The 22,825-nt window shown below is 40.1% G+C and carries 23 protein-coding genes, 2 pseudogenes and 1 riboswitch; of the genes and pseudogenes, 5 read left to right on the top strand and 20 right to left on the bottom strand.

The window, feature by feature from the left end:
* Positions 1-91: 91 nt before the first annotated feature.
* Positions 92-193, bottom strand: a riboswitch (purine riboswitch).
* A gap of 302 nt (positions 194-495) precedes the next feature.
* The gene (locus tag M3193_RS02290) at positions 496-804 is read left to right on the top strand and encodes a KGG domain-containing protein (RefSeq protein WP_251624168.1); all 309 of its coding nucleotides are present in this window, start codon (positions 496-498) and stop codon (positions 802-804) included.
* 67 nt (positions 805-871) lie between these two features.
* Here M3193_RS02290 and M3193_RS02285 read toward each other — a convergent pair whose 3' ends face one another.
* The 4 genes from M3193_RS02285 to M3193_RS02270 form a co-directional block, all read right to left on the bottom strand.
* Positions 872-1,630 (bottom strand): exodeoxyribonuclease III, encoded by a 759-nt coding sequence (locus M3193_RS02285; protein ID WP_251624167.1) that lies wholly within the window; start codon positions 1,628-1,630, stop codon positions 872-874.
* A gap of 360 nt (positions 1,631-1,990) precedes the next feature.
* Positions 1,991-2,899 (bottom strand): pseudouridine-5'-phosphate glycosidase, encoded by a 909-nt coding sequence (locus tag M3193_RS02280; RefSeq protein WP_251624166.1) that lies wholly within the window; start codon positions 2,897-2,899, stop codon positions 1,991-1,993.
* Positions 2,899-3,993, bottom strand: a complete 1,095-nt coding sequence (locus tag M3193_RS02275; RefSeq protein ID WP_251624164.1) for a carbohydrate kinase — start codon at positions 3,991-3,993, stop codon at positions 2,899-2,901. Before M3193_RS02275 ends, M3193_RS02280 begins: the two co-directional genes overlap by 1 nt.
* Positions 3,994-4,081: 88 nt before the next feature.
* Positions 4,082-5,221, bottom strand: a complete 1,140-nt coding sequence (locus tag M3193_RS02270) for an NAD(P)/FAD-dependent oxidoreductase (RefSeq protein ID WP_251624163.1) — start codon at positions 5,219-5,221, stop codon at positions 4,082-4,084.
* A gap of 199 nt (positions 5,222-5,420) precedes the next feature.
* Here M3193_RS02270 and M3193_RS02265 point away from each other — a divergent pair, with 199 nt between their 5' ends.
* On the top strand, positions 5,421-6,518 hold the full coding sequence (locus M3193_RS02265; RefSeq protein WP_251624162.1) for a branched-chain amino acid aminotransferase: 1,098 nt from the start codon (positions 5,421-5,423) through the stop codon (positions 6,516-6,518).
* A gap of 38 nt (positions 6,519-6,556) precedes the next feature.
* On the opposite strand, the gene M3193_RS02260 is transcribed toward M3193_RS02265, so the two are convergent.
* The 4 genes from M3193_RS02260 to M3193_RS02245 all read right to left on the bottom strand — a co-directional run bounded on the left by M3193_RS02260 (position 6,557) and on the right by M3193_RS02245 (position 9,032).
* Entirely contained in the window at positions 6,557-6,715 is a 159-nt protein-coding gene (locus M3193_RS02260) for an aspartyl-phosphate phosphatase Spo0E family protein (protein ID WP_251624161.1), read from the bottom strand.
* 201 nt (positions 6,716-6,916) lie between these two features.
* Positions 6,917-7,471, bottom strand: a complete 555-nt coding sequence (locus M3193_RS02255; protein ID WP_251624160.1) for a YhcN/YlaJ family sporulation lipoprotein — start codon at positions 7,469-7,471, stop codon at positions 6,917-6,919.
* 109 nt (positions 7,472-7,580) lie between these two features.
* Positions 7,581-7,829, bottom strand: coding sequence for a YqkE family protein (locus M3193_RS02250; protein ID WP_251624159.1), 249 nt, complete (start codon positions 7,827-7,829; stop codon positions 7,581-7,583).
* Between the two features lie 18 nt (positions 7,830-7,847).
* Positions 7,848-9,032: an acetyl-CoA C-acetyltransferase gene (locus M3193_RS02245; RefSeq protein ID WP_251624158.1), complete on the bottom strand. Its 1,185-nt coding sequence runs from the start codon at positions 9,030-9,032 to the stop codon at positions 7,848-7,850.
* A 107-nt stretch (positions 9,033-9,139) separates the two neighbouring features.
* Between M3193_RS02245 and M3193_RS02240 the strand changes: the two genes are divergently transcribed.
* Both M3193_RS02240 and M3193_RS02235 read left to right on the top strand, forming a co-directional pair.
* Positions 9,140-10,042 (top strand): hydroxymethylglutaryl-CoA lyase, encoded by a 903-nt coding sequence (locus M3193_RS02240; protein ID WP_251624157.1) that lies wholly within the window; start codon positions 9,140-9,142, stop codon positions 10,040-10,042.
* A gap of 15 nt (positions 10,043-10,057) precedes the next feature.
* Entirely contained in the window at positions 10,058-10,987 is a 930-nt protein-coding gene (locus M3193_RS02235; protein WP_251624154.1) for an alpha/beta hydrolase, read from the top strand.
* Between the two features lie 342 nt (positions 10,988-11,329).
* Here M3193_RS02235 and M3193_RS16855 read toward each other — a convergent pair.
* The 8 genes and pseudogenes from M3193_RS16855 to M3193_RS02200 form a co-directional block, all read right to left on the bottom strand.
* Positions 11,330-11,465, bottom strand: a pseudogene (locus M3193_RS16855) (transposase); the annotation flags it as partial.
* Positions 11,466-11,587: 122 nt separating this feature from the next.
* Complete coding sequence (locus tag M3193_RS02230; protein ID WP_251624152.1) at positions 11,588-11,788, bottom strand: cold-shock protein; 201 nt, start codon at positions 11,786-11,788, stop codon at positions 11,588-11,590.
* Positions 11,789-12,003: 215 nt separating this feature from the next.
* Positions 12,004-12,633: a kinase gene (locus tag M3193_RS02225; RefSeq protein ID WP_251624150.1), complete on the bottom strand. Its 630-nt coding sequence runs from the start codon at positions 12,631-12,633 to the stop codon at positions 12,004-12,006.
* Between the two features lie 47 nt (positions 12,634-12,680).
* On the bottom strand, positions 12,681-13,145 hold the full coding sequence (locus tag M3193_RS02220; RefSeq protein WP_251624148.1) for an NUDIX hydrolase: 465 nt from the start codon (positions 13,143-13,145) through the stop codon (positions 12,681-12,683).
* Positions 13,146-13,341: 196 nt separating this feature from the next.
* Entirely contained in the window at positions 13,342-13,605 is a 264-nt protein-coding gene (locus M3193_RS02215; protein ID WP_251624147.1) for a hypothetical protein, read from the bottom strand.
* Positions 13,606-13,691: 86 nt separating this feature from the next.
* Positions 13,692-14,477, bottom strand: coding sequence for a hypothetical protein (locus M3193_RS02210; protein ID WP_251624146.1), 786 nt, complete (start codon positions 14,475-14,477; stop codon positions 13,692-13,694).
* A gap of 394 nt (positions 14,478-14,871) precedes the next feature.
* Positions 14,872-15,390 carry a YfiT family bacillithiol transferase gene (locus M3193_RS02205; protein WP_251624145.1) on the bottom strand — a complete coding sequence of 173 codons (519 nt, stop codon included), beginning with the start codon at positions 15,388-15,390 and terminating at the stop codon, positions 14,872-14,874.
* Positions 15,391-15,582: 192 nt separating this feature from the next.
* Positions 15,583-16,116, bottom strand: a complete 534-nt coding sequence (locus M3193_RS02200; RefSeq protein WP_251624144.1) for a hypothetical protein — start codon at positions 16,114-16,116, stop codon at positions 15,583-15,585.
* A 769-nt stretch (positions 16,117-16,885) separates the two neighbouring features.
* Between M3193_RS02200 and M3193_RS02195 the strand changes: the two genes are divergently transcribed.
* Positions 16,886-18,502 carry a thiamine pyrophosphate-binding protein gene (locus M3193_RS02195; protein ID WP_251624143.1) on the top strand — a complete coding sequence of 539 codons (1,617 nt, stop codon included), beginning with the start codon at positions 16,886-16,888 and terminating at the stop codon, positions 18,500-18,502.
* A gap of 130 nt (positions 18,503-18,632) precedes the next feature.
* Here the strand turns inward: M3193_RS02195 and M3193_RS02190 are convergent, their stop codons facing one another.
* The 4 genes and pseudogenes from M3193_RS02190 to M3193_RS02175 all read right to left on the bottom strand — a co-directional run bounded on the left by M3193_RS02190 (position 18,633) and on the right by M3193_RS02175 (position 22,541).
* A complete protein-coding gene (locus M3193_RS02190; protein ID WP_251624142.1) occupies positions 18,633-19,244 on the bottom strand; it encodes a hypothetical protein in 612 nt (203 codons plus the stop codon).
* Positions 19,245-19,662: 418 nt separating this feature from the next.
* Positions 19,663-19,758, bottom strand: a pseudogene (locus tag M3193_RS02185) (YneF family protein); the annotation flags it as partial.
* A gap of 277 nt (positions 19,759-20,035) precedes the next feature.
* A complete protein-coding gene (locus M3193_RS02180) occupies positions 20,036-21,277 on the bottom strand; it encodes an SIR2 family protein (protein WP_251624141.1) in 1,242 nt (413 codons plus the stop codon).
* Positions 21,234-22,541 carry a hypothetical protein gene (locus M3193_RS02175; RefSeq protein ID WP_251624140.1) on the bottom strand — a complete coding sequence of 436 codons (1,308 nt, stop codon included), beginning with the start codon at positions 22,539-22,541 and terminating at the stop codon, positions 21,234-21,236. Before M3193_RS02175 ends, M3193_RS02180 begins: the two co-directional genes overlap by 44 nt.
* Between the last annotated feature and the right edge of the window lie 284 nt (positions 22,542-22,825).

The raw sequence follows: 22,825 nt of genomic DNA, 5'->3' as shown, positions 1-22,825 counted from the left end.
ATCCATTCAATACATGAGTGGAGCAAGATCATTCGGGGTTTGAGAAAAACCGAATGAATAAAAAAGCCGCATGCATAGATTGCGCATGTACCTTTTTTACTTTGCTTCTCATAGTCGATCCATTTACGGTGGACCGGTAGAAACTTGCAGGCCATATCCCTGCGATTATATGAGTGGATGTGTTATTTAGGTTTTTATTATAGCACGCAGAAGTAAGGTTTCAATGAATTTTTACATTAAAATATGTTAAATTCATGAACAATAACGCCCAAGAATGTAATGTAAGGGCTTACTGTTCTGAAATAGAATTATCTGGAAGTGCTTGTAATATAAACGAATTTTCCCATTACTTTTAAATCACACATATCTCAGTGAAGTTACTAATATTTCACTTCGATTAATTCCCCTCTCTACCAGTTTATCATCCGCTCGGGAAGGTAATAGATGGACTGTAGGCCACTACAAATATATCAACGAAGAGGAGAGATATTTATTATGGCTAAAAACAACAACAATAACAATTCTAACAACAATCGCGCGAAAATGTCTTTGGAAGAAGCTGGCCGTAAAGGCGGAGAAGCTACTGCTAGAAATCATGACAGAGATTTCTATGAAAAAATTGGACGCAAAGGCGGAGAAGCCACTGCGCAAAATCATGACAGGGATTTCTACGAGGAAATCGGTCGCAAAGGCGGAGAAGCTACTGCGAAAAATCATGATAGAGATTTCTATGAAGAGATCGGCAGAAAAGGCGGAGAAGCCCGCGCTCAACAAAACGATAACAACAATAGCAGCAGACGTTAATAAATTTCCATCAACATTATGAATAAAACAGCTGGAAACGATTTTTCTTCACCGTTTCCAGCTTTTTTTATGTGATAGCGACCTCCAAAACGATCGGACAATGGTCACTTCCCATCACTTCGGCATGAATATCCGCAGCTTTCAAAGATGGTATCAGACAATCCGAAACGAGGAAATAGTCGATTCGCCACCCGATGTTCCTTGCCCTGACATCCCGCATATAGGACCACCATGTATACGCCCCTTCAGTGTCTGGATTTAGATGTCTGAAAGTGTCAATGAATCCCTCGTTCAATACCGCTGAAAATTCTCCTCTTTCCTCAACCGTGAATCCTGAATTCCCTACGTTTGATTTGAAGTTACGTATATCGATATCTTGATGGGCGACATTCAAATCGCCACAAAGGATGACAGATTTTTTGTTTTTCAATTGAATCAGGTACTCCCTCATTCTACTTTCCCAATCCAACCGGACAGGAAGTCGCGCCAAATCTCTTTGCGCATTTGGCGCATACACATTCACTAAGTAAAATTGAGGGAATTCGAGTGTTAAGATCCGTCCTTCGTCTTCAGTTTCCGAATCCCCCACTCCATATGTCACATCAATCGGTTCTTCTTTCGTGAAAACGGCGGTACCTGAATAGCCTTTCTTCAGTGCATAGTTCCAATATTGATGGTATCCCTCTAATTCAAGTTCAATTTGACCACATTGCAGCTTTGTCTCCTGGATGCAGAAAATATCGGCATCCTGTTCTTTAAAATAGTCCAGAAACCCTTTTCGCACGCACGCTCTGATTCCATTTACATTCCACGAGATCAATTTCATGTAGAAAACTCCTTCTTTACACAATACTTTTCATTGTACTAGAAAAGGGAGAGTCGGAAAAGAAAAGGACAGCTTAGTATGAGCGCAAAGAAGCATGTCTAGCGCGAGATGGCATATCTTGGGCGCGAGACAGCACTTCTTGAGCGCGGATGGCATATCTTGAGCGCGGAACAGCACTTCTTAGGCGCGGATGGCATATCTTGAGCGCGGAACAGCACTTCTTGAGCGCGGAACAGCACTTCTTGAGCGCGGACCAGCACTTCTTGAGCGCTAAACGGCCTTTCTTGAGCGCGAGAGTTAGCCAATTCAAAAAAGCTGTCCGGAAGACTTTCCGGACAGCTCCTATGCAACGTTCTCTTATTATGCGTTCAATGCAACTGCGATTTTCGCGCCAACAACAGCATTATTTTTCACTAAAGCGATATTCGCTTCCAGGCTACGGCCTTCTGTTAGGTCCTTCACTTTGCCTAACATAAATGGTGTAACATCTTTTCCAGCGATGTGGAGCTCTTCAGCTTCTTTAAGTGCCGCCTCGATGATGCCGTCGATGAACGACTTGTCCATTGCGTCCGCTTCCGGAATTGGGTTCGCGATGACTGCTCCGCCTTTTAATCCAAGGTCCCATTTCACTCGAAGCATGTCAGCGACGGTTTCTGGTTTGTCCGCACGGATATTCAATCCGAAATCACTTTCGCGCGTAAAGAATGCCGGAAGGACATCTGTGCCGTAACCGACAACCGGAACACCGTTCGTCTCCAAATACTCAAGCGTCAATCCAAGATCCAAGATGGACTTCGCACCAGCACAAATGACTGCGACATCTGTTTGTGCAAGCTCTTCCAAGTCAGCAGAAATATCCATTGTCGTTTCAGCACCGCGATGGACTCCGCCGATTCCGCCTGTAACGAAAATCTTTATATCTGCAAGCGCCGCGCAGATCATTGTTGCCGCAACTGTTGTCGCACCTAGTTGTTTTGTTGCGATTAGATAAGCAAGATCACGTCTAGACGCTTTTGCGACCCCTTGGCTATTCCCGAACATTTCAAGCTCTTCATCAGATAGGCCGATTTTAATTTTCCCATCGATTATGGCGATCGTTGCAGGGACAGCACCGTTATCGCGGATGATTTGCTCTACTTCGCGAGCAGTTTTCACGTTTTGCGGATACGGCATGCCGTGTGAAATGATTGTGGATTCCAATGCGACAATCGGTTTACCTGCCGCCATAGCTTCTTGCACTTCGTTTGAATACGTTAGATATTGTTTCATTATATTTCCTCCAATTCTTTTTTAAGAAGATCTTTTGTCAATTCAGGTCTTACCGTAAAGGAGCTTTCCAGTGTCTTGGCTGCATTCAGCAATCCCATACGGACATTTTCGTTTAATGTTTCTCCTATTAAGTGTCCATGAAGCAATCCTGCAACGAATGCATCCCCTGCACCTGTGACATCCTCAACATGGACGCCTTCCACTGCAGGAAAATGAATCGGTTCTTCGCCCGCACTCGCAGCCATGATACCTCTTGCCCCGGAAGTGACGACGACATTTTCAGCGCCAAACGCAAGCAATTCCTGTACGGCTTTCTTCCAATCCCCATCATTGGCAATCGACCGGCCTGTGTATGCCTCCGCTTCATCCCGGTTGCAGATGAACCATGTGACGCCTTTCAGGTCACTCGGCATCCTATTCATTTTCGGTGAAGAGACAGGAATGATGACAAGCGGATTTCCTTTTTGGTACGCTAGGTTTTTAATATAATCGACAGACTGCTTCGGACAGTTCAAATCGATGATGATCATTGCTGCGTTTGAAATCACTCTTGATTTTTCCTCCAAGTAGACCGGGGTCAAATAATCATAGATTTCCATGTTCGCCAGTGCAATGACAAGCTCACCTTCCTGATCCAATACTGCCGAGTAGGAGCCAGTCGATTTCCCGATCAATTGTCCTACGTCCGTAACATCCATATGAGATGAGGATTCACGAACAATCACATCCCAGTCACTATCATTTCCGGCAACTGTAAGAAGCCGGACATTGTGATCGAGCCGTCCTAAATTCTCAGCAATATTCCGTGCAACACCACCAACTGAAACCGTCATGGAAGCCGGATTAGAAGTTCCAAGTTGTGTTTCTTTATCGAGATGGAATTTACGGTCAATATTCGCCCCGCCAATGCAAATGATTTCTTTTTCTTCAGGAAGAATATATGCCCGACCTGAGATTTTTCCCTGTTTAATTAAACCGGATATGATATTTGCCAAGGAGGGCCTGGAAACACGGAGGGCATCCGCCATTTCCTGTTGTGATAAATAAGGGTTGGCTCGAATTAAGTCAAGAACAGCCCTTTCCTTTTCATTCAATTCCATCACCCTTTAAACATTTGTTTTAATTGTAAACTTTTGTTTTATGGATTGCAACAAAAACATTTATCTAGGTCGTTACTAGATTTTACCTGTCATCATGTTGTACATTTATCGCTTTTTCGACTTCATATAAAGAAAGGTCGATATCGAGTTCATTATCGAGAACAATACTTGCCAACTGCTTTCCTAGATACGGACCGACCGTCAATCCTGAAGCACCTAATCCGTTTGCAAATAGCAGCTCAGGATGTCCCGGCACTTCCCCGATGACAGGCAGGAAACCTGGTGTGAACGGCCGAATTCCGACACGTATTTCTTCAAATATGGCTTCCTTCAAGCCAGGTGACGCTTTCAAAGCTTTATCCAATACTTCATGAATACCGACAGCTGTCGGGTTCGCCATATTGTCCGCTTCCACATCATCTTCATGGGTCGCCCCAATAATCACTTTCCCGTCATCTGATGGCAAAATATACTGATCAGTTGGAGGCATTATGACCGGCAAGTGTGTTGTGTCATGCCCATTCAAGCGCAAATGGACGATTTGTGCCTTTTGACCGGTTACCAGTACATCCAACTTGAGCGGTTTGAATAATTCACCAGCCCACGCACCAACCGCTACAACAACTTTCGATGCTGGCAAAAATTCCCCGTTCACATAGGTGCCGCAGACCTTGCCTCCTTCTATAGCAAGCGTTGCGGCGCCCTGTATAATGGTGGCTCCATGTTTTTCAGAAGCACTTATCAGCGCATTTCTCAGTGCCCTGCCATCGACTCGAGCAGCACCTTCGATGTGTACAGATGAAAAACCTTCCTCCAAAAGAGGGACAAGAGTAGAGGTTGCCTGTTCATCCAACAGCGTAACTTCCCCAATTTCAGGAGCCTCCTCCCTTCTATCCAAAGCACGTGCTTCCATCTTTTCAAGCTTAGTCCATTCTTTATGTAAACTGATTGCACCGACTTTCCGATAACCCGTTTCGACCTCACCATCATCTTTCAACTGTTTAATCAACTCAGGATAATAGGATGCTCCTCCTTTTGCCAAAGCATACCAAGCTTTATTTCTCCGCTGGGAAAGCCACGGGCAAATGATTCCTGCTGCAGCATCCGTTGCCTGCCCTTTGTCCTTCCGGTCAATGACGATCACTTCCGCTCCCTGCTTCGCCAAATGATACGCCGCGGAAGCGCCAAGGATCCCTGCACCAATTATAATGATTCTTTCCAAGTCAAACACCTTTTCTCTGTTTTAGTTCTATTGTACAAGCGGTATAACATACATACAATCATAGCCAACATGTAATCGTTTTCAAAATCGTAACAATAATATAACAACTTAACTCTTCCATTTTTCTAAAAATGCAGTATACTTATTTTATTCAAAAGTAAATGGTCTATTTGACTATTCATAAGGAGATTTGATCGGAATGACAAGATCACCCATCCAGATTAAACTAAGCGATGTTAAGAAAGAGAAGCCGAATCCCGAGAATCTCGTATTCGGCAGAAGTTTCACCGACCATATGTTTGTTGCGGATTATGATGAAGGAAAAGGTTGGCACAGCCACCGCATAGTCCCTTATGCTCCGGTTACATTGGATCCCGCTTCCATCGTCTTGCATTACGGGCAAACCGTATTTGAAGGCATGAAAGCATATCGCTCTGCCGAAGATGGCACTGTGCGATTATTCCGCCCGGAGGAAAATATGAAGAGATTGAACCTTTCGTTGGATCGACTTTGCATGCCTCGGATTGATGAAGAAGCAGCCCTGCATGCGTTGACTCAGCTCATCCTTATTGAAAAAGACTGGATTCCAACGTTTGAAGGTACTTCGTTGTACATACGACCTTTTGTCATTGCAAATGAAGCATTCCTTGGAGTGGCACCAGCGAAAAAATATCAATTCTTCATTATCCTGTCACCTGTAGGATCCTATTACAAAGAAGGAATTCACCCAGTCAAAATTCTCGTTGAAAATGAATTTGTAAGAGCTGTGAAAGGCGGCACGGGTGGCGCAAAGACTGCAGGCAATTATGCGGCCGGTCTGAAAGCTCAGCAAGCTGCAGATCAACGTGGCTATTCCCAAGTGCTTTGGTTGGACGGAGTCGAGCGGAAATATGTCGAAGAAGTGGGAAGCATGAATATCTTCTTTAAAATTGACGGCGAAATCATCACTCCGGCTATAAACGGAAGTATCCTGGAAGGGATAACGCGGAAATCGATTTTACAACTTTTGCGGCATTGGGATGTCCCTGTTTCAGAACGAAAAATCTCAATGGATGAAATTCGGGCAGCCTATGATGAAGGACAGCTTGAAGAAGTCTTCGGAACGGGAACGGCGGCTGTCATTTCGCCCGTCGGTGAACTGAATTGGGATGGCTATAAAATGGTCGTCAACAACTGCGAAACAGGCCCATTGGCGAAGCGTCTATTCGACACACTTTCCAATATTCAGGCAGGAAATGAAGCTGATCCCTTCAATTGGATAATGGAATTGAAAAGCCAACTTGTCAAATTGGCGTAACAAGAAAAGACATACCACTAATTGCGGTATGTCTTTTTTCACGCTATATTTTGATAACGATTCAGTAAAGAATCCAATTCTTGGCTGCAAGCTACTACTGCTGGATGAGTAAATCCACGGTCCTTTGCTATCTTGACCATCTTCGATCGCTTCATGTGAATCTTGAAAGATAAAAGCTGTTTCCCTAACAATCGCATCGCGCATTTCCTCCGTCATTTTTTTTACCTTTGCCTATCATAATGTAGACCATTTAAAAAAAATGTCGAACTGTGTGTGAAATTCTTGAAATAAATCACTTGTCACATATTCGCCACAATAGAAAGGAAGAGGTATGCATAAACTACCCCTTCCGCTCATCTGCTAAACCTTTAAATGGAAATCAAACGATATTTTAATTATTATTTCGCCTCAGGGAACATCCGATGGATGCCGGTTGTAAATTCTTCATAAAATCCTTCCACCGGTTCTCCAGCACGGATTTGGTTTCCATATTCAGTAAAGCGTGTAGCTACATCTGGATTGAACGATACATATACATTGTTGAATTCAGAATGCACTCTTCTGACTTCATCTGCAATTTTCTTCTTCAATTGCTCGCTTTCCTTTACGTCTTTCTTCAATTCGACGCCGACATACGCATTTCTATCCGTTACGAGTACGTTTGCCCTCTCGACTTCTTTCATTGATGCAATTTTATCTGCTGCATCGTCCGCCACTTCGACTTTCCTTTCAGTATTGCCAGCCGTGTTAGTACCATTGTGACCGTTCATGTTGTTTTGATCGTTGGTCAAATCATTCGTTCCATGGGCTGATTCGCCGACACCTGTGTTTTCTGTTGCCCGGTTGTTGTCATTGACTGCATTTCCATTTGTATTGTTCGCACCTCTGTTTGCACATCCTACCAATGCAAGTATGAGCAACAACGAAATTGGAAAGATTATTCGTTTTTTCATCCTTGTTTCACTCCTTTTCATTTGTTCATCAATAGAATGTGTAGCTTTTCTTCTTCTATTCGGGGCTTTTAATTTTTTAAACAAAAAAACGGATGGGAATCCCATCCGGTCAAAATTTTGAGCCGCTGTCGCCGAATTCATCAAGCAATTCAGCAAAGCTTTTGTTCTTCTCACGTTCTAGACGTTCACGTCGGAGCTTTTCCCGATGCTCAGCTTCTTCAGCCTCAATCTTAGCCGTCAATTCCTTCTTGGCAGCTTTCAATTTCAATAAAACATTATTATCAAGCGCCTCAGAGAGCGTGGCTTTTTCATTTTCGCTTTTTTGGGGAGTTGCTGTCCTCGAATTTTTCTTTGCCATTCAGTCCACCTTCTTTCCTTAAGGACGTTGAACGATTGTGGCGACTCCTTGTCCGCCCCCTATGCATAATGTAGCAAGACCCGTTTTGGCATCGCGACGCTTCATTTCATGCAATAACGTGACAAGTATCCGCGCACCGCTTGCGCCGATCGGATGGCCCAAAGCGATCGCACCGCCATTGACATTCAATTTTTCTTTATCGAACTTCAGCTCGCGGTCGACAGCAAGTGATTGTGCTGCGAATGCTTCGTTCGCTTCGATCAAGTCGATATCCGCAAGATTCAGTCCTGATCTATCAAGTACGTTTTTCACTGCTTGGACAGGCCCGATCCCCATGACTGACGGATCGACGCCGGCATTTGCGTTTGCAGTCAAGATTGCTAGAGGTTCAATGCCAAGCTCTTCCGCTTTCGCTCGTGACATAATGACAAATGCAGCTGCACCGTCATTGATGCCTGATGCATTTCCTGCAGTTACACTGCCGTCCTTTTTAAATGCAGGACGCAATTTACCTAATTTATCTGTCGTCGTTCCTGCTTTAACATATTCGTCTGTTTCAAATACGATTGGATCACCTTTGCGTTGTGGAATTTCTACAGGAACGATTTCGTCTTTGAATTTGCCATTTTCAATTGCGGCGGCAGCCTTCTCTTGAGACGCAGCTGAAAACGCGTCCTGTTCCTCCCTAGTAATTGAATAGCGGTCGCAAAGATTTTCCGCCGTAATACCCATGTGATAATCATTGAACGCACACCAAAGTCCGTCAGAGATCATGCTATCGACGAGTTTCTGATCCCCCATCTTGAAGCCTTCCCTTGCATCGCGAAGTAAAAATGGTGCTTGGCTCATATTTTCCATCCCGCCAGCAACAACAACATCTGCGTCACCTGCAAGTATTGCTTGCCTCGCCAAATGGACGGCTTTCAAACCGGATCCACATACTTTATTAATCGTCATGGCAGGAACTGTTTCAGGAAGTCCCCCTTTAATCGCCGCTTGCCGGGCCGGATTTTGACCTAAGCCTGCCTGTAGCACGTTCCCCATGATCACTTCATCCACTTCCTCCGCCTTCACACCCGAACGCGACAGTGCTTCCTTAATGACAATGCCGCCGAGCTCTGAGGCAGATACATCCTTCAATGACCCTAGAAAAGATCCGATTGCCGTACGGACGGCACTAACAATAACTACTTCGTTTGACATACAGATTCCCCCTATCTTTGTTTGCGCTTTCATAACTTCAGAGAATTCTTTATTCCGCGTTGCCCTTTGACGCATCCCTTCAGTACAATATATAAAGGAGGGATGATATGTTCAGTTTACCAAAGAACGTCACAATTATCGAGGTCGGGCCTAGAGATGGCCTTCAAAACGAAAAGAATCATGTGGATGAAAATGACAAATTGGATTTCATTCATTCATTGCAAGCTGCAGGCATCAAGGAAATGGAACTAACCTCTTTCGTTTCACCAAAATGGGTTCCGCAAATGGCTGATGCAAAAAACATCGTTGCAAAAACAAAGAAGATCGGCCGCCAATTTGTATTGGTTCCAAATGAAAAAGGAGCGGATCTTGCAATTGAAGCGGGTGCGGAAAGTATCGCCGTGTTTGTAGGCGTCAGCAATACATTCAATAAAAAGAACATCAATCGGACAACAGTCGAGAGCTTGGATGCACTTGAACCTGTCATTTCAAAATTGAAACGGGATAGCCTTTTCGTGCGGGCATGCATTTCAACCGCGTTTTATTGTCCCTACGAAGGGAAGATAGAGAAAGAGGAAGTCAGTGACCTGTGCAGACGATTCGTTTCAATGGGAGTGGATGAATTGAGCGTAGCAGATACGATTGGGATGGCAAATCCAGTTGAAAGCTATGACCTGTTCAACTTGTTGAAAGAACAGTTTCCGCAAGTTCTTCTGACAGCCCATTTTCACGATACACGCAAAATGGCAATCGCAAATATTTTTGCTGCATTGCAGGCAGGCATCGACCGTTTCGATACTTCCGCCGGCGGCCTGGGTGGATGCCCTTTTGCACCCGGCGCAACAGGAAATGTAGCGACAGAAGATGTCGTCCATATGCTGGATTCCCTAGGAATTGAAACGGGGATCAGCGTTGAAAAGATTTGTGAAGCTGTGGGAATGATTGCCCCTCTTGTTTCGCATCCTATCGACACAGGACTGTACAAAATGCACAAAAATCGCAGCTGCTGAAGGAGTTGAAGTAGATTGAAACGGCGCTTCCTATATATTACAGGCATTATTGGAAGCATCTATACCGCCATTCTTACAATTCTCGGTTTTTACGCGGCAAATCGTTTAATGTTCATGAAACTGAAAGATCATGACCTGATTGTAAAACGTGAAATTATTGCCAAGAGGTTTGATGAGCATTGGTATGAAACAGTACGGAAAGAGGATTTTTGGGTGGACTCCCCGAATGGTTACCCGTTGCGTGCGGTGTTTTTACAACCGCTCGATACAACAAGAACAGTAATCATTTGCCATGGCGTGACTGAGAATAAAATCAACTCAATCAAATACGCGAGATTATTTGAACGGCTGGGATTCAATTCAGTCATTTACGATCACCGCCGCCATGGGGATTCAGGAGGAAAGACGACAAGCTTCGGTTTTTATGAAAAGGTTGACTTGAATGCACTAGTATCTGCTGTACGCGACCGGATCGGCAGCCGGGCATTGCTCGGCATCCACGGTGAATCGATGGGAGCTGCAACGACAATCCTTTATGCGGGAGAATTTGAAGATGAAGCAGATTTTTACATTGTCGATTGTCCTTTCTCCGATTTCACCGAACAGATCCTTCATATTATGCGTACGAGCACACCTCTTCGGTCGTCAATGACATTGCGGGCCGCCAATCTGTTTCTGAAGATCAGAGACGGCTACACGACAGGTCTCATTTCGCCGAGGGAAGCGATCGTAAACATTAACAAACCGATGCTGTTCATTCATAGCATGGAAGATGATTTCATTCTACCGGAAATGACGAAAGAACTGTACGGATTGAAGGAAGACAAAAAGATGATGAAGCTTTTTGATAAGGGTGCCCATGCTAAGTCATTCAATGAGAATCCAGAGGAATATGAACAGGAAGTATTGCACTTCCTACATAATTTCGGTTTTCAGACTTCATGACATAACGGTTCATATGTTGGGGTGATGTGATCTGCTTCCACGTCACCCTTTCATTTAGTTTTACTTTTAAAAATTGATTTGCGCTTTAGACGGAGGCTTTCAGCGGGCACGGCTTCAGCCAGTCAAACAGCGAAGGGTTCGATTTGCCGTATTTCTGCGTTCTTTGCAGAAATTAAGGCAGCCACCACATCCTGCTCCCTTAGGGTCGCAAAAAACACTGCTCGAAAAAGCCGTTCTTCGTCACGGCTTTCGCAAGAGTCGCCGCCCTACGCTCCAATCAACGAATCTCTTCTAAAGCAAAAGCGCAGTAAAAGAAAGCACTAACTTAAAACCCTAATTTCTTTATATCGAATGTTTAATAAATATCTTTGCCCTAAAGTGATCAAACCACCTAAACCCATAGGCATTGCGCTTCATCACTTTTGGTTTTGTTATTAGTTCCTTCTAGGAACCCATTGAAATATTGAAGCCAAAAAGAAATGGTGATAACGAGCATTTTTATGTAGAATTTGATCGAAGACCCCAACAAATATTATAGAGCCAATATGACAAAAAACCCTCTTACCAGTATATCGGAAAGAGGGTTTCTTTTAGCTATAATTAAGCTTTTTGAACGTTTGTAGCTTGTAGGCCACGTTGTCCTTGCTCAATTTCAAATGTTACGCTTTGACCTTCGTCTAAAGATTTGAAACCTTCGCTTTGGATTGCTGAGAAGTGTACGAATACGTCTTCTCCACCTTCACGCTCGATAAATCCAAAACCTTTTTCTGCATTAAACCACTTAACTGTACCTTGTTCCATAATTGTTGCCTCCTAGTGCGGTCATCCACACAATGTGTTATTATCCTTGCTCAAATACTTTAGACGAAAAACAAAATCTAGTCTCGATCTGAAACAGAACAAAAATAATTCTTCTTTAGAATAACAGATGTATGAGGAAATAGCAAATCATACATGGCAAGTTTATTTGGACAATGCATTTTTCCTATGCGTCAAGTGATGATCTTCGTTCCAAGCTAATTTTTTGTGTTATATACTACATCTGCATTCATAATTGGCTTTATGATATCCATGTAATGTTCTTCAGCTACCCAATATCTTCTTTGATACTTGTTAAGTCGTTCTTCATAATTCCCGATATACAAGTCACGATTTAATACTCGCTCGTACCTTCGTTCCCGGGGGCAATCTATATAAATGAGTAAATTGTAAAACCTTCGCCATTCCTGTCTTTGTAGAAATATACCTTCAATGAGAACAACACTTTCGGATGTCAAACTAATATGTTTGTTTAAAGCTGTATCCGTAGATTTGTCATAAAAATCAAGTGAAAGATTGTTATAACCGCTATTCAGCGGTTCAAATAAATTGGACGTCAACTTATCAACATTCCATTGTAAGTAATAATATTCATACCACTCTTCGTAACCTGTTTGGTATCGGTTTTTCCTTTCAACAATGTGATCATCCAGATGAATAGAGAGGGCTTGGAAGCTGTGACAACTTAATCCTTGTGCAATTTCTTTTACTAATGTCGTTTTTCCTGAGCCGCCTAAACCATCTATTCCGACTATTAATGGACAAGCTTGATTAGGGCGTATTGAGAATTGAAAGATAATCATATCTACCATCTCATTAATAGACATTTACATCGCCCCCAATTTAATCTACTTTGATCCTCCTGATTGCAAATTCAACTAATCACAGGCAAAGTTTTATTTTCAGCCCAATGGTGTATAAACTGTTCTTGACGCGGGTTCAAGTTAGCAGGTAATTCATCTCTCTTAAAAAACCGATGTTCTTTACTTTCAATTCCTTGCTGCTTCAGTTCACCGCTAAATGTAGTTGTCATAAATATGATTTGAACACTGTATACTTGATCTTTATTTGGATATTGAACAAAACAGCTCTCTCCAGAATACATACCGAAAAATTTTAACTGATCAATGTCTAATCCTGTTTCCTCGTAAGTTTCTCTCTTAGCTGTTTGTTCAAACGTTTCCCCGATCTCCATCACTCCGCCGGGAATACACCAGTTATCTTCGTCAGTGCGGTGCTGCAATAATATACAGCTTTCGTTTTCTATAATTACTCCACAGCCAACTGTGAATAAGGTTTCGTGACCGATGAGCTTTCTCATATTTTGAATATAATTCATGCAATCCCTCCTATATATCTTAATCTCCCTTAACAAAAATAAAGCGATCACTAGGATTCCAAACATGCTGTTCATTACCCACATATCCACGAAGTCAAAGTACGCCATTGATCCTCCTAAGATAGAAACCTTAGCTCCAGTTTACTAATTTACAAACAAGTGATTAGGAAACTTTATCTAAATAATTAAACCCTCATCATTTCCTATAGTATTCGCGCCCCAAAATTAGTAACCCCACAAGCGCTAATAGCACACCTGTAATAAGCGGCAACCCCAAAAATAACGAATCCACAGCGTCATCACCGTATTGTTCTCCACCCAAAATCGCGAACCAAAATTTCGACCTGCCCGACCACCATGACGTCGAATCTGGTACATATATAGCACCTGCTAAAATTACGGTTGCAGCGATGATTAAACCGCCCATCATAACGAATCCACCAATTAGAACTCTCTTCAAATTTCGTTCACTCCTATGCTGATTCAAAATAATCCGACTGTGAAAGACTCACTATTCACCTTCTCATATCTATGCCAGTGTTTAACTTATTCCTTATGACGGGAACGGAGATTGAGCGTCTCTTTTGCTTGTGTGACGCCATCACTTCCCAATGCTTGAACTATAATGCGGTCGAGGAAAATTCTATCACCAAATTCCCACGTAATGGACCATCCGTCACTTCCATCTATATCGTACCCAATAAGTGTTCCTTCCCCCCATGTCTCAGTTCCTGTTGGACTTATCCAGAATAGGATTGTTTCAACATTCTCTGCTTCCACAGAAATAGCCATTGTTTTAACGTCTTCAGGAACGAAATGCCAAACATGTTCCTCTTCTAAATTTGTATCAACTTTTAAAATTCGAGCTTTGTAATTACTAATTTCAATTTGTTTGGTTGTTGCATCTATACTTTGACCTGATTGATATTTTTCAGTAAAACTTTGGAGCCATCCCTTGTCTATCGGCCCATTGAGAACCTTGTAATAGCCCATACCTGGAATGTAAATACGTTCTTCGTAAAGTGCAGCCATGATAATTTTATCTTTCGTGTGAATGGCCAGCCAAAATCCAACTTCTTCCGAATAGACAATTCCCTTTGGATCTTTCATTTTTTTGATTTGATATTGGCTTAAGAACTTTGTTAATTCATCTATCGCTTCTTTTTTATCCGTTGTCCATCTATCGTCATCATTATGAATCTTAAATGAAATAGATTTAGCATTTGCAACTAAATCATCCAAGCTCTTTTCTTTATACTCGTTATATTCAGAAAATAAAAACACTACTGCAACTACACCAATTAGAAGATAAATAATGATTTTCTTACACATTCTTTGCCCCCGTATAAGCTATTTAAATGCTTGAGAAGTAATTTGCTGTCAGTCAGGTTACTACGCTACTCCTCTTTCCACCATTTCACCTGAAAGCCGAATAATATATAAAGCAACATCTGTTTACCAAAAGAAAGAGAAAGAGAGAACTTCCCAATACTGTTAATAACAAGAGAACTAATGATTCCATAACCAAAAAACAAGATCCATATTACCGGTAAAGTTTATTACAATAATTGTTCATTACTACAAATTAGTCCTTGCTATGACGATTATATCATGAAGGCAGCAAGTATTTTCACGCTATTCCTCCAAGTCAAATAAAAATACACCCCCTACTCTTAAGGAAGGTGTATCCAATTACGTACGTGCATTATTCAAACACGCAGCAATCTTATTTTGCGTTCGTTTTTAGTGCGATTTTTATATGTTCCAAATGATGATTTTCGTGCCAAGCTAATTTTGCAATCTTCGTAGCTACTGCTATTTCACCGTTTTTCTGGTGAGTGAAAACTCGATCTAGCTGCTCTTCGGTTAAACTATTTCCTAATGCTACGATCCGATCATTAATACCTTCCAACATTTTAATGGAGCTTTCCACGGGAAGTTCTGTATCCGGTTGGATTGCCCACTTTTCTTCATCGAAACCTGGTACTATTGGATTTTCAGCCGTTAAAGCAAGCTTCAAGCGTTGATACATGTTTACCTGTGAATCCGCAATATGATGAACAAGTTGCAGCACTGTCCAAGCACCATCGCGATATGTTTTATTTAAATCCTCGTCACTCAAATGGTCTACCGTTTCTCTTAACCTAGTCGTATAAGATTCGATTTCCCTTAGCCATTCTCGAACATTCTCCAATGTTACATTTTCAGGAACTTGCAATTCCCCAATTGGATATCTTACGTCCATTTTCCATCACCCTTTTCCTAATTAATTTAAGTTAGTCACTTATAATTTCACTAGTAATTATAACGCGGAATTGACTGTTTCAACTCTTCGTACAGATTTTCAATAGGAATAACGAGTATCTTAACTGTGGTTTGCATTCTTATAATCATCTGCCTTTCGAAATGTATTATTATCCAGCACTTAAGAACACCGTCATAATAAATTTGCGAATCCCAATTTATGAAAAACCTTACCACTTTTTAATAAATAAACGCCAAGCAATAACTGAATAACAGTAATAACTAGGTTATGAATGATGAAGTCCACTTGGATACTTGTATCTATTAATTTTGCAGAAGAAACAAACATGACATTAGCCACTATCTGAAATGCTTTTGGTATAGAATAAATAATCAAGACCAACCCGGCTAACTTCATAAACAGTATGAACAGCTCTCCGGCCTTGTCTTCGTAATTCTCTTCCAAACCCCGTGAGGCAAATTGTATGATTGCCGCACCACTCTTTAATAAGTAAACCCCCAGTGCTAAAAGCAAGACAGGATATGCCGCCTGAAAGATTAGAGATAGACGATAATTCATTAAATCACTTCCAGACATCAAATTTGAAAGATTAAGAACTGAGTAGAATGAATAAACAACAGTAACAACATGTGTCAAACCCCAAATGATCGTTAGCACACCAATAATCTTTAAACCTGCATGAAAAAATGCTGTAGGCTGAAACATTCAAACCCTCCCTTTCTCCCGCTCAAATAATAAACATCAAATCCATCAAGCATACTCTTAACCTCATCTACTTCCTCAAGGTCATCAACTTCTGCGAGTTTCTTTGAGTTGTGTTCGAAGACATTCTTGATAGATGTCCTCCGCTTAAGAAAGCCGTCTATTCTCAAGTAGTTCAAACGTCATGTTTAACTTATCAATAGATCAGCGTTTCCCACTGCTTTCCCTTACCTTTCTATATATTTCCTTACAGTCAATTATATCACGAATTACAGCTATATTTTCTAAATACTTATTAAAAACAAAAAATACACCCTCCTTGTCTTTTGGAAGGTGTAAGTTACCATAGCTTTTAGAAGATATTATAGGTATTCATTTTAAATTCCTTATAAGGGGCATCGTTGATATATTCTCAACAGCTTCTCAATGTTTCGCTTCTTGCTTATCCCCTAAAGCCATATGAAAAAGAGCCGTATAAGCATCCTTTTCGTACAAAATAGATACGTCGAATGGATGATTTGCGTAGTCTCGAATCCTCACCTGCTCAAAACAGGCCACTGCCTCTTCATATCTTTTAAGACCATAAAGGGCCTTTCCCTTTTCCTCAATAACTGATGTTGTACGTCAGTCTGTCTCCTATATTTATTTTAAACACTTTTAGTCGTCTACCCTAAAGTTTACCTACAGCTTTTTAGAGGAAGAATTATAAGAGTGAACTTTCCTGCTACACTGATAGCAAGATAGTTATAATCTATCGAGGAGGTTTTATGACATGAAAAAAAATGAACGGACAGTTGCAGAATTGGTACTTGATCAACTGTCGTTATTCGGTGTAAAAAGGATTTACGGTGTAGTCGGTGATGCGATTATCGGTCTCATTGACGCGCTTGCAAAACAAGATCAAATTCAATTTATCGCTGTTAAACATGAATCTACTGCGGCTTTCATGGCTTCTGCAGAAGCGAAACTGACAGGCCGGCTTGCAGTATGTATGGCAACGATGGGTCCTGGGGCAGCCAACTTGCTGAACGGCTTGGGAGACGCATATGCAGACAGAGCACCTGTCCTCGCAATCACTGGTCAAGCACCTACGGATAAAATCGGAACAGAATCTCCGCAATATGTGGATCAACAGGAGCTAATGAAACCATTCGCAGCTTTTTCCGCCACTCTTGCCAATCAGGATGCAACAATCGAACTTCTGCATAGAGCAGTGCGCAAATCGCTCGGTCAGCGGGTCGTCACTCATTTGTCCATTCCAAAGGATTTATTCATGGAATCCACTTCTGTTGTACCGCGAGCTTTGCCAGAACATATAGAGGGCTCTTCTTCTTTCACAACGGACAGCTTGAGACAGGCAACATCAATGATGAAAACAGCAATGCGCCCAATGATTCTCGCTGGCTCCGGAGCAGCCGCTGCATCAGTAGAAGTTGAGAAACTTGCGGAATTATGGGGGGCTGGCATCTTAACCAGTTTAGGCGGAAAAGGGTTGTTGGATGAATCTTCCCCTCTCCTGCTGCAAGGCATTGGCGAGGGCGGCAATCCGTTTGCTGCCGAAATCTTGAAAGATGCCGATGTTGTCCTTCTTGCAGGCACAGCATGGTGGCCGGAAGGGTATGTCCCATCCAACGCAGAAATTATCCAGATAGACACACATTTCGATAAAATTGAAAAGAGCATTCCCGTCAAGCTCGGCATTACAGGATCAACAGAAGAAGTTCTTCCGCTTTTAAGGGAGGGCCTGCAAGGCTTTTCCCGAACTGAAGACTGGGTTGACCGTTGCATGGAAGCTAAACAGAAATGGGCCGTGCAAAATGAGCAGGAAGGCAATACTGTAGGGTCTCCCGTGCACCCTTCCCGTATTATGAGGGCCCTTGAGAGAACAGTCGGTGCAGATGCAATTCTTGCAGTCGATACAGGCGACGTTACGGTGTGGCTGAATCGCAATTTCAGGCAAAAACAGCAAAAGACTATATTCTCCGGATACTGGCGGACGATGGGCTTCGGTCTACCAGCAGCAATGGCGGCAAAGCTTGAAAAACCGGAAAAACAAGTCGTAGCGATCGTCGGGGATGGCGGCCTCCAAATGACGCTAGCCGATTTGACGACTGCGACTCGCTATGGACTCGACATTACCGTCATTGTAATAAATAACGGCTCACTTCAAATGGAAAGGGACAAGATTAACGTCATGGACAAAAAAGAAGTGGGAGTTGACCTCACCAACCCTGATTTCATCAAAATCGCCGAAGCGTGCGGATGGAAAGGATTCCATGTCGCAACAGATAAGGAGCTTGAATCCGTACTTGAATCCGCCCTAAAAACAACAGCTCCTGCACTCGTGGACATCCAGACATCCCAAGCATTCTTTCCGGAAACCAACTAAAGTTTGTTGCAATTCACACCTTTGTATAATCAATGGTCACATCAAATGTGGCATTGTTATACAAAGGGTTTTTTTGAGTGGATAATACTGTTTCATAGCTGTTTTTTAATTGTAAATCCCCCTAATGAAATTATATACAGAATCCGCTTTTTTCACCGATCCCCCTTGAACAATGCTCTCGTTCTTCAGCAGATTCTATATACCAGAATCCATTCTCTTTTTTCATCTTTAATTTGATGTCACTTCCAGCAGCAGAATCATCATATAATCCATAACTCATGATATAGCCTAGTGCATTATTCCCATCCAAAAATTCGATTCGTGAATTGACCTCCCAAATGCCTTGACCTAAGAAATTGCTAACTTCCATATCAGTCATGAAAGCTAAAAGGAGCTTTCCTGGATTTTCCCAAGTTTGATTTGGCATTGAAAGCGATTTATCAAATTCACCTTCTAATTTTCTCCAACTTGTAATTTCTTGCTTATAACCCATTTCTTCAGAAAGGGAATAATCCGACACATACTTCCATAGTTGAACGTCAGCATCACTCCAAAGTTTCGGGGCATCATCTTTTAGAATTTTAATATACTCTTGTTCTTCTTCTCCTTCGGGTTGCTGATGAACTGCTGTACCGGAAACTTCCACGACACTGGTTTCCGGTTTTGCTCTTTCATCCGTTAGGTTTTTCGCTGAACAAGCAGCCAAGAAAAGAATGCTCACCATTATACTTAATTTCTTCAATTCCATCGTCTCCTTGTTAGCTTTATAAATTAGACGGAATAAAACAACTTTTTGTTTCAATGAATGGAATATTTGGCAAACCATTCACGCAATCCCCTGTCAATGGATATGTACAATTGTTCTAAAGACCCTTTTACATGATTCTACCTAATAAAATCAATAATAAAATGATTGTCATCAATGCAATAAAGAAACCAAAAAAAGTAAAATGATAATCCCTTACTTTAAACAACTTTGCCTTAAAAAGTTGCACCGCTTCAGTCACAGATGATAAGAGCGGATCATCTGAAATACTAAAAAACCACTTTCCTGATTTCTCATCAGTAAAAAGTGGTTTTTGTCGATTGCATCTAGTTTCCGACAGCTTGTACAAATAAATCAAATGAAAATAACATTTATAGAAGGAAAATAAGCTAGCTTATTTTTTCTTACCCGCATTGTCACTTACTTTGTTCATTTGTGCCATCATTTGATTAATCTTCTTTTGTGAAGGTTTTTGTCCCATTTGCATCAAACGTTGATATGAAGGGATTTCCACCAACTATACCGATAACTTTTTCTGGTAAGGAAAATATACCATTATGTTAACGATTAGTCTAGTCTATTATAGTGTACAATTTAACAAGTGCTTAAGCTTTCTCCGGTTTTTTAAGAACATTGGGCAAAGTAGCAGAAATAGACTTCATAATGATCTTGCCTACTTGTCAGGTTTTAACCTTTCAAATAAAATCTTCGAACAAAATCTCATTATTTGTTTCTTAACCAATCTTGAAATTGTTAAATTGAAAGTATTATCTAATCAAATAATTTATAACATGTTTTAATGAATGAACAATTTTTTGAGTTTTTTCACTTGTAACATCGTGCTCTTTTACATACTCACTTTCATTTACTTTAATACTTATAGGTTTTAATCCAATATCTCTTAAGCTCTTCACTTGGTGTCGATGTAAATCAGATAGTATAATAAAATGTTGTCCTCCTATATTATTCTGCAAGAGTGTATATAAATCAGTGAAATATTTGTCCGTAAAAGAAAAACCAATAAACAAGAAATGTTTTCTTGTCATTATTCCATTAACAATATTTTTATTCTTTTCACTCTCATAAACTTTTTCATAGTCCTTTTTTGTTACTACCAATGATTCCTTTCTTTCTACGTTTCCATGTAAGTGAATAATTCTATTGTTCTTTTCTTCGAACAAATCTTGCAAGTCCTTCAAATCATCAAGGATAAATGGTGAAGTAGAAAATTTACCTTTATAAAATGATAGTGCATTATCATAATTGGTTGTTATATAAAAATCAGAGTTTAGTTTTAAGATATCATTAATATTATGATATTTCTCGTCTAATTCTGTTTTGATATGCTCATGAATATAATCTTTTATAAATGTTTTTATTTCTGTTTCAGAATAAGTAATTGAACATTCTACTAACAAATCGAGAGCATTAAATATGTCGCCTGCATCCAAGTAATTATTAAACTGTCTTAAATCATCATCATATAGCCCATCCTGTAATTCTCTTATCAGACCTACCCAATTCGGCAAGCCAAGTGGAATAGAGGTACCAGAACCAAGAAAGGGTACAACATCTCTTATTCTTTTCTTTAACTCCTTCAAGTTAGTTATATATTCCCTCCCTACATACCTTTCCATTCCTTCATCAATATGCTTTTCAATTAAATATGAAAGCTCATCATTTTTTATTTTGTATATCTCTCTTACAATATGAGGAGATTCTTCGATTGATCGCTTGCAATACATGCAATTATCTTGAAGTGATTTAGCAATTTCTACATCGTCACCCTCATCTTCACATTCATAATTAAACATAGTTTCAATAATATTATGTTCACACAATACATCCAAAAAAGTTTGAAGGTCATCACCGTTAGCTAAATAAGAAGATATTATCTCTTTTGTAAATAAATCCTCGTTACTAATTGTATCAAGTATATCTATTATTGCGTTTTCATCAATACCATTAACTCTTTGCTTTACGATATTTATTAAGGTTGTTAATAACATGATAAATAATCTCCTTTTCCAATGGCCTAGTGGGTTTAAATATTATATGAAAATTTGTAGACTTAGAATAAATAGTTGTCTGGATTACATCTGTACATTTAACATCTTTAAATTGAGTATCAGTAAACCAAGAAATTGACCATTGTTCCAGAGCTAATGCATCTCTAAAACTGATATACAAACTATGAAACATTTCTGAAGAAGATACGGGTTGTGTTCTACTTGGAGATTGTGTTGCACCTCTATTTGCTTTATTTGAAGTGAATTTAATCTTTGTTGGGTAACCTAATAGTTTCATATCTTTGGCTTTTTTAACCAACTTACTTCCTGAAAAATTTGTCTTTACGAATAACCCTATTAATAAAGAGGTAATATTCTCATCTAATAATTTCTTATCATTACCACTGGGCTTTTTAGTTGTAGTGAATAAATCTTTAATAAAATTATCTACACTCAAACCAACAGATTTATTAGTCTTATCGGAGACTTCTTTTCTTATGTCTTTTAAGAGCTCGCTATCCAAATCTTTGCAGAGATTATACATTGCCCTTCTATCAGATTTCACCTCTATATCTTCCAATACAAGCAATTCCATCGTTACCATTTCCATTGACCTTCTATATAAAGAGTTGATTGTTTTATCCAAGTGTTGACTCATTTGTTCATCTTCCAATTTTGAAATATGCAATTTGTTTTTCATCATAATTAAACATGTTTTATTTTCAAAATCCAAGTCTATTCCAGCAAGAAAATATTCTTGCCTAGTTCCAACTGGAACTACTTCAGTAAATAAAAATCTGGCTTGTTTTAATTCACCTTTTTCGACCTTGAAATCGAAGCCTGCGATGAATTTAGTTGTTAATGATGTAATATTAAGTTTATCCATTAAGTAAAATCCATCTTCGCTCATTAATGAATGCAAAGCTTGTGGGATAGAATCTTTTTTATTTAATTTCTCGATTAGTTTTCTCACTCTTGTTCTAAAAACTTCTAACTTCGGTACTTCAGCAATATCGTGTACAAATACATTTTTTAAATGACTATACATAATACAATCAAAAAAAATCTTATCAAGTGCATACTTTTTATCAGGATGATTTACCGAAATTTCCATGTATATTTCTCCTAGTGATTCTGATTGGAATTCTAGCGAGAGTTCTTTTTTTAATACTTCTTTAAAATAAGACATGTCTATATATTCGGCGAATTTGTATCCGTTAAAAATATTCATTTGCTCAATACTAGTCTTAGTTTTTTTAACCAATTATTTCACCCCTACCTTCTTGTATTCTATCGCTAATGTTAATTTTGATTTCATTTTTACAAATTTCGACAAACTCCGACTATTATTATTGTAACCATTTTGAAATGAAAATTACAATTATTTGTTACTTTCTAGCTCTATTCGACTTACATTTATTTTATAGTTCTATTAACATACAAATGATAATAGAATTTATATTTGATTTAAAATTCACAGGGTTATTTTTAAGTTATTAAAGAGAGGAAAAATTGATAGGTGCACTTGGTTAGGAAAGGATCACTTTG

It is taken from the genome of Sporosarcina luteola (genome assembly GCF_023715585.1).
GTDB classification, from domain to species: Bacteria; Bacillota; Bacilli; order Bacillales_A; family Planococcaceae; genus Sporosarcina; species Sporosarcina luteola_D.
The sequence above is the reverse complement of the archived record's forward strand: the minus strand, read 5'-3'. Positions and strand labels throughout refer to the sequence as shown.

Bases quoted from the DNA above. Each gene is read 5' to 3' on its own strand.
- M3193_RS02290 (WP_251624168.1), top strand. From the start codon at position 496: ATGGCTAAAAACAACAACAATAACAATTCTAACAACAATCGCGCGAAA.
- M3193_RS02285 (WP_251624167.1), bottom strand. From the start codon at position 1,630: ATGAAATTGATCTCGTGGAATGTAAATGGAATCAGAGCGTGCGTGCGA.
- M3193_RS02280 (WP_251624166.1), bottom strand. From the start codon at position 2,899: ATGAAACAATATCTAACGTATTCAAACGAAGTGCAAGAAGCTATGGCG.
- M3193_RS02265 (WP_251624162.1), top strand. From the start codon at position 5,421: ATGACAAGATCACCCATCCAGATTAAACTAAGCGATGTTAAGAAAGAG.
- M3193_RS02260 (WP_251624161.1), bottom strand. From the start codon at position 6,715: ATGCGATTGTTAGGGAAACAGCTTTTATCTTTCAAGATTCACATGAAG.
- M3193_RS02255 (WP_251624160.1), bottom strand. From the start codon at position 7,471: ATGAAAAAACGAATAATCTTTCCAATTTCGTTGTTGCTCATACTTGCA.
- M3193_RS02250 (WP_251624159.1), bottom strand. From the start codon at position 7,829: ATGGCAAAGAAAAATTCGAGGACAGCAACTCCCCAAAAAAGCGAAAAT.
- M3193_RS02245 (WP_251624158.1), bottom strand. From the start codon at position 9,032: ATGTCAAACGAAGTAGTTATTGTTAGTGCCGTCCGTACGGCAATCGGA.
- M3193_RS02240 (WP_251624157.1), top strand. From the start codon at position 9,140: ATGTTCAGTTTACCAAAGAACGTCACAATTATCGAGGTCGGGCCTAGA.
- M3193_RS02230 (WP_251624152.1), bottom strand. From the start codon at position 11,788: ATGGAACAAGGTACAGTTAAGTGGTTTAATGCAGAAAAAGGTTTTGGA.
- M3193_RS02225 (WP_251624150.1), bottom strand. From the start codon at position 12,633: ATGTCTATTAATGAGATGGTAGATATGATTATCTTTCAATTCTCAATA.
- M3193_RS02220 (WP_251624148.1), bottom strand. From the start codon at position 13,145: ATGAATTATATTCAAAATATGAGAAAGCTCATCGGTCACGAAACCTTA.
- M3193_RS02210 (WP_251624146.1), bottom strand. From the start codon at position 14,477: ATGTGTAAGAAAATCATTATTTATCTTCTAATTGGTGTAGTTGCAGTA.
- M3193_RS02205 (WP_251624145.1), bottom strand. From the start codon at position 15,390: ATGGACGTAAGATATCCAATTGGGGAATTGCAAGTTCCTGAAAATGTA.
- M3193_RS02200 (WP_251624144.1), bottom strand. From the start codon at position 16,116: ATGTTTCAGCCTACAGCATTTTTTCATGCAGGTTTAAAGATTATTGGT.
- M3193_RS02195 (WP_251624143.1), top strand. From the start codon at position 16,886: ATGAAAAAAAATGAACGGACAGTTGCAGAATTGGTACTTGATCAACTG.
- M3193_RS02180 (WP_251624141.1), bottom strand. From the start codon at position 21,277: ATGTTATTAACAACCTTAATAAATATCGTAAAGCAAAGAGTTAATGGT.